The organism is Streptomyces cyaneofuscatus (genome assembly GCF_000718135.1).
GTDB lineage: Bacteria > Actinomycetota > Actinomycetes > Streptomycetales > Streptomycetaceae > Streptomyces > Streptomyces cyaneofuscatus.
In genome coordinates, this window is record NZ_JOEM01000051.1 from 1 (window position 1) to 1,323 (window position 1,323).

At 67.6% G+C, this 1,323-nt stretch carries 1 protein-coding gene; it reads right to left on the minus strand.

What is annotated here, in order from left to right:
- Nucleotides 1-27: 27 nt before the first annotated feature.
- Nucleotides 28-1,271, minus strand: a protein-coding gene (locus IF17_RS0135680; RefSeq protein WP_106980273.1) for an IS3 family transposase whose coding sequence is annotated in 2 segments (ribosomal slippage) — nt 28-989 and nt 989-1,271 — 1,245 coding nt in all. Because the reading frame shifts where the segments join, the coding sequence is not laid out codon by codon here.
- Nucleotides 1,272-1,323 lie beyond the last annotated feature (52 nt).

Here is a 1,323-nt window from a genome sequence, read left to right on the forward strand (position 1 = left end):
TGAACCGCTCCGGGATCGGTGGAGGCTCTATGCGTTGACTCCAGCCGCCGGTTGGGGCTGGTGTTGAGCGTAGTGGTTGGTCTCGTGCTCGTGGGGCGGGATGTCGCCGATCGCTGTGTGGAGGCGCTGGTTGTTGAACCAGTCGACCCATTCCGCGGTGGCGAGTTCAACGTCGGCCAGGCCGTGCCAGGGCCTGCGCGGCTTGATCAACTCCGTCTTGTAGAGGCCGATCTGGGATTCCATGAGCGCGTTGTCCAAGGCGTCGCCGACGGTGCCGATCGAGGCGTCGAGGCCGGCCTCGATCAGGTGCGCGGTGAACGCGAAAGACGTGTACTGACTGCCCGCGTCCGAATGATGAACCAGCCCCGGGCCAGCGGGAGTTCCGGCGCGATCGCGACGCCACAAGGCCATGTCGAGTGCGTCGAGGACGAGCTTGGCCCGCTTGCTGGTGGCGGCGGACCAGCCCACGATCGCCCGGGAGAACACGTCCACGACGAACGCGACGTAGACGATTCCCGACCAGGTGGCGACATAGGTGAAGTCAGCCACCCACCGCTCGTTCGGCCTGGACGCGGTGAAGTCGCGTTGCAGCAGGTCAGCGGACCGCTCATGGCCATCGTCCCGGACGGTGGTGCGGATCTTCTTCCCGCGCCGGGCGCCTTCGAGGCCGAGGTCGCGCATCAGTCGGGCGACGGTGCAGCGGGCCACCGGTATGCCCTCGCGGTGCAGCTGACGCCAGACCTTCCGGACCCCGTAGACGCCGAAATTGTCGGCGTGGACGCGGCTGATCTGCGTCTTCAGCTCCCTGTCGCGGACCGACCGGTCGCTGGGGGTGCGGTTCCTGGCGGCGTAGTAGGTGCTCGTCGCGATCTTCAGTCCGTGGCTGGTCAGGACTCGGCAGATCGGCTCGACCCCGAACACCTGGCGGTGTGCGTCGATGAACGCTACGAGCGCTTCGACGGCCGGTCGAGCTCGGCCGCGAAGAAAGCCGAGGCCGCCTTCAGGATCTCGTTCGCCCGTCGCAGTTCGGCGTTCTCGGCCCGCAGCCGCTTGATCTCCGCGGCCTCTTCCGACGTGACTCCGGGCCGCTGGCCTGCGTCGACCTCGGTCTTGCGGACCCAGGTCCTCACCGTCTCGGCGGCACCGATCCCCAGCTTGGCCGCGACCGCCTTCATCGCGGCCCACTCGGTGGGGTAGGACGGGCGGATCTCCGCAACCATGCGCACCGCGCGCTCGCGAAGCTCGGGAGGGTAAGGGGACGGACGTGCCATGACTCGATCCTCTCAGGGAATCGAGCCTCCATCAGACCCGGAGCGGTTCACA